This is a genomic window from Sphaerotilus natans, from assembly GCF_900156335.1.
Taxonomy (GTDB): Bacteria; Pseudomonadota; Gammaproteobacteria; order Burkholderiales; family Burkholderiaceae_C; genus Sphaerotilus; species Sphaerotilus natans.
In genome coordinates, this window is the sequence record NZ_FTMZ01000046.1 from 1 (window position 1) to 4,755 (window position 4,755).

A 4,755-nucleotide genomic window follows, 5' to 3' on the forward strand; every position below is an offset into this window, starting at 1 on the left:
ATCAGCTCCGAGGTGCTCGACGCCCAGGCCTTCAACGCCACCATCCGGGCGCACTGGGCCATCGAGAACGACTGCCACTGGGTGCTGGACGTCAACTACCGCGAGGATGCCTGCCTGATCCGGCGCGACCACGGCCCGCACAACATGGCCACGCTGCGGCGCATCGCCCAGAACCAGATCAAGCTCGACGCCGGCAAGGGCAGCCAGAAGACCAAGCGCAAGCGCATGGGCTGGAGCGATGACTACCTCCAAGCGCTCTTCGGCTTGACTCCAGCCTCACTCAGCCCTGCACAAATTTCGAGCGATGGCTGATGCAATCGCCCTGGGTCACCTATTCGCCGGATGATGAGGTCGCTGGCCGGCTTCGGGCTATTGCCACACAGGTCGACCACGTGCTGGTCGTCGACAACACGCCGGCTCGGGCGACGTTTCCTGCGCTCGGCAGCAACGTCTCCGTTCTGTTCAATGAAAATCGCGGCGCCATCTCCGGTGCGCTCAATGAAGGTATGCGCCATGCCCGCGCGAATGGCTTCACGCACATGGTCCTGTTCGATCAGGACACCGAGATTCCTCCGGGTCTGTGCGGGCGGCTCTTGGATGCATCGCGGACCCGACCTGATGCTGCCCTCATCGGGCCCCGCTATCTGAACAGCAGCACGGGCCATCCCGGACGCATCGTGTCGCTGCAAGGATTCTGGCGGCGCAGCCTCTGGCCGGTCGAGACGGAGCCGGCCTTCGAAGCGCTGTTCCTGATCAACAGCTGCTCGCTGTTGCGCATCGACCGCATTCCTGCCGAACTCCGCTATGACGAAGGCCTCATCGTCGACAACGTGGATGTCGACTTCTGTTTGGCGCTGCGCTCTCACGAGCGCACGATCTGGTGCATTCCAAGCATCACAGTCTCGCATGGCATCGGCGCGCGCAAGAAAGGTGCAGGCAAGTGGTCTCCGACGAACTATTCGCCCTTGCGAAAGTACCTGCAGTCTAAGAACCGTGTCATTGTCTGGCGTCGCTATCTAACCCATCACCCTGGCTTCGTCCTTCAGGACATTCTGGTCTGGTTTCTCGACAGTGCACGTACCGTGGTGCTGGAGACGGGCCGCTTGCGCAAGCTAGGTGCCATCCTCAAGGGCTTCGTCGAGGGCTGGGCGGCACCTGGCAGCCGGCTTGCACGCGACTGATCCTTGCCTCTTTCCCGATCGACCTCTTCGCCCACATGACCGCTACCGATCACCGTCCTCGCATCCTGATCCTGCTCGCCACCTACAACGGCGAGCCCTGGCTGCGCGAGCAGGTCGATTCGATCCTGGCTCAGGAGGGCGTGGAGGTGCGGATCGACATCGGTGACGATGTCTCGAGGGACGGCACGCGGGCGCTGATCGAGTCGACCTGGGGACAGGATCCACGGGTTCGGCTTCATGCCTGGCCGCGAGGCAGCGGCTCGGCCGGGGCCAATTTCCGCCGCCTCTACCGACAGGCCAATCTCGACGGCTTCGATTTCGTCGCGTTGGCCGACCAGGACGACATCTGGCTGCCGGGCAAGCTGGCCGCGGCCGTCGAGGCGCTCGAGCGCACCGGAGCGCAAGGCTATTCGTGTGCGGTGCAGGCCTTCTGGCCGGACGGGCGCGAGCGTGTGCTCGACCAGCAGCCGCAGATGCGTGCGGCAGATTTCCTGTTCGAGGGTGCGGGGCAAGGCTGCACCTTCGTGGTCCGGGCGACGCTTTTTGCGCGTGTGCGCCAGTTCTGCATCGATCAGGTCGAGGCCACCGAGGCCTTGCACTATCACGACTGGCTGATCTATCTGCTGGCCCGGGCCTGGGGGCTGGCCTGGCATTTCGATGCCCGAGCGTGGATGCGCTATCGCCAGCACGGTGGCAACGAGATCGGCTCGCGCGGCAGCCTGTCGGCGGTGCAGCGTCGTCTGGCGATGATCCGGGACGGCTGGTTCGCTCGGCAGATCGTGGCCGCCGCGCGGCTGTATCGGCTGGCCGGCGGCGCGGATCCCGTGGCCTGCACGCTGGCGGACAAGGCCGATGGAGCCCGCCGGCCCTCGCGGCTCGGGCTGGCGCTGGACATGCTGCGCCACGGCCGGAGACGCGCTGCGGATCGCTGGGTGCTGGCGGGTTCGGTGCTGGCCGGCTGGGTGTTCTGATCCGGGGAGGGCGGTCGGCCGGGCTTCTACAATCACGGACCGTTTCCGCTGGGCGTCCTCGCCCGTCCTCCTTCGCCATGATCTCCAAGAACTCGCTGGGCCAGGCCCGCGTCCTCGTCGTCGGCGACGCCATGCTCGACCGCTACTGGTTCGGCGCCGTCGAGCGCATCTCGCCGGAGGCGCCGGTGCCGGTGGTGCGCGTCTCGCGCGAGGAAGAGCGCCTGGGCGGCGCGGCCAACGTCGCGCTCAACGTCAAGACGCTGGGCGCGCAGTGCACGCTGCTGACGGTGGTGGGCGACGACGAGCCGGCGCGCTCGCTGCGCCGCCTGCTCGAGGCCCAGGGCATCACCACGGTGCTGGGCAGCGACCCCAAGCTCTACACCATCGTCAAGCTGCGCGTCATCGGCCGCTCGCAGCAGCTCATCCGCGTCGACTTCGAGAACCAGCCCGAGCACGAGGTGCTGCAGCAGATGCTCACCGACTATGAGCGCGTGCTGCCGGACCACGACGCGGTGCTGTTCTCCGACTACGGCAAGGGCGGCCTGACCCACATCCCGCGCATGATCGAGCTGGCGCGTGCCGCCGGCAAGCCGGTGCTGGTCGACCCCAAGGGCAGCGACTACAGCCGCTATGCAGGCGCCACCACGCTCACGCCCAACCGCGCCGAGCTGGCCCAGGTGGTCGGCCAGTGGCGTGACGAGGCCGACCTGCACCGCCGCGCGCACGCGCTGCGCGAGGAGCTGGGCCTGGACGGCCTGGTGCTGACGCGCTCGGAAGATGGCATGTCGCTGTTCGAGGCGGTCGACGGCCAGCCGACGCATTTCCAGGTGCCGGCCCAGGCGCGCGAGGTCTTCGACGTGACCGGCGCGGGCGACACCGTCATCGCCACGCTGGCGGCGCTGCTGGCCTGCGGCATGAGCCTGCGCGACGCGGTGCCGCTGGCCAACCGCGCCGGCAGCATCGTCGTGGGCAAGTTCGGCACCGCCAGCTGCAGCTTCGAGGAACTCTTCGGAAAGGAAACGGCATGAGAGTCGTCGTCACCGGCGCGGCCGGCATGATCGGCAGCAACCTGGTCCACGGCCTGAACCACCTGGGCGCGAAGGAGGTCATCGCGGTCGATGACCTGACCGACGGACCCAAATACCGCAACCTGCTGGGCAGCACCCTGGCGGACTACTTCGACAAGGACGAGTTCTACACGCGCTTTGCCGCCGGCGAGCTGGGCCACATCGACGCGATCCTGCACGAGGGCGCCTGCTCCGACACGATGGAGCATGACGGCAAGTTCATGCTGGAGAACAACTACCGCTGCTCGAAGACGCTGCTCGACGCGTGTCTGGCGCAGGGCACGCGGCTGCTGTACGCCAGCTCCGCCGCCACCTACGGCGCCAGCGAGACCTTCCGCGAGGAGCCGGCCTTCGAGGCGCCGCTGAACGTCTACGGCTACTCCAAGCTGCTGTTCGACCAGGTGGTGCGCCGCTACCTGCCCACCCTGAGCTCGCAGGGCGGCACGCAGGACGGCCAGATCGTGGGCTTTCGCTACTTCAACGTCTACGGCCCGCGCGAGCAGCACAAGGGCCGCATGGCCAGCGTCGCCTTCCACCACTTCAACCAGTTCCGCCAGAACGGCCAGGTCAAGCTCTTCGGCGAGTACAACGGCTACGCGCCGGGCACGCAGTCGCGCGACTTTGTCTTCGTCGACGACGTGGTGGCGGTCAACCTGTGGTTCCTGCAGAACCCGGACAAGAGCGGCATCTTCAACCTCGGCTCCGGCCGGGCGCAGCCCTTCAACGACGTGGCGCATGCGACCGTCAACGCCTGCCGCGCGCTCGACGGCCTGCCGGCGCTGACGCTCGACGCGCAGATCGCCCAGGGCCTGGTGAGCTACATCGATTTTCCCGACGCCCTGCGCGGCAAGTACCAGTGCCTGACCCAGGCCGACCTGACGCGCCTGCGCGCCACCGGCTGCGACCACGCCTTCAGCGACGTGGCCGGCGGCGTGGCCAGCTATGTGCGCTGGCTGGCCTCGACCCCCCTGATCTGAGGGGTGGGGTGGCGTCGTGTCTTAAGCGCGGCACAAGCCGTGGCCGTCGACCTGCGATGCACATCCTGATGCATCTTGGGCTTGAAATGAAAAAGGCGCCGTCGGCGCCTTTTTCATTTGCGGTCGGCGATGGCCTGGCGCGTCAGTAGGCGCCTTTGCGACCGAACATCACGCCGACGGTGCGCATGATGATCGACAGGTCAGGGCGATTGCATGAAGAACCTGGTCGGTTCCGTGTTATGAACACGCCCCGCTGACCCAACCGCCGCAGCTCGAAGCGGCGCCCGCCCCGATGACCACTGCGCCGCTGCTCCCCCACTTCATCGAGGCGCTGGCCGAACTGGACGATCCGCGCTCGCGGTCGTGTCCGTTTCCGCTGGACGAGCTGATGTTCGCGGCGCTGTGCGGCGTCAGCAGTGGCGCCGACAGCTGGGTCTCGGTCACCGACTGGGCCGAGCTGCAGATCGACTGGCTGCGCCAGCATCTGCCGTACGCCAACGGCATCGCCTCGCACGACACCTTCGGGCGCGTCTTCAGCCTGCTCGACCCGCATCAGTTC

6 protein-coding genes are annotated in these 4,755 nt (G+C 67.1%); all 6 read left to right on the plus strand.

Features of this window, described 5'->3' with window-relative positions; all coding sequences use genetic code 11:
• The coding region (locus BW996_RS20790; protein WP_139330993.1) for an ISAs1 family transposase at positions 1-312 on the plus strand (312 nt) is incomplete at its 5' end.
• Complete coding sequence (locus BW996_RS20795) at positions 312-1,181, plus strand: glycosyltransferase (RefSeq protein ID WP_076459092.1); 870 nt, start codon at positions 312-314, stop codon at positions 1,179-1,181. The genes BW996_RS20790 and BW996_RS20795, both read left to right, overlap by 1 nt.
• 35 nt (positions 1,182-1,216) lie before the next feature.
• Complete coding sequence (locus tag BW996_RS20800) at positions 1,217-2,152, plus strand: glycosyltransferase (protein ID WP_051632252.1); 936 nt, start codon at positions 1,217-1,219, stop codon at positions 2,150-2,152.
• Positions 2,153-2,229: 77 nt separating this feature from the next.
• A complete protein-coding gene (gene rfaE1 / locus BW996_RS20805) occupies positions 2,230-3,180 on the plus strand; it encodes a D-glycero-beta-D-manno-heptose-7-phosphate kinase (RefSeq protein ID WP_051632253.1) in 951 nt (316 codons plus the stop codon).
• Positions 3,177-4,196 (plus strand): ADP-glyceromanno-heptose 6-epimerase, encoded by a 1,020-nt coding sequence (gene rfaD, locus BW996_RS20810; protein ID WP_037485263.1) that lies wholly within the window; start codon positions 3,177-3,179, stop codon positions 4,194-4,196. The genes rfaE1 and rfaD overlap by 4 nt, the downstream gene beginning before the upstream one ends.
• Positions 4,197-4,488: 292 nt before the next feature.
• Positions 4,489-4,755, plus strand: a 267-nt coding sequence (locus tag BW996_RS20815; RefSeq protein WP_139330994.1) for a transposase family protein, incomplete at its 3' end; no start/stop codon positions are given.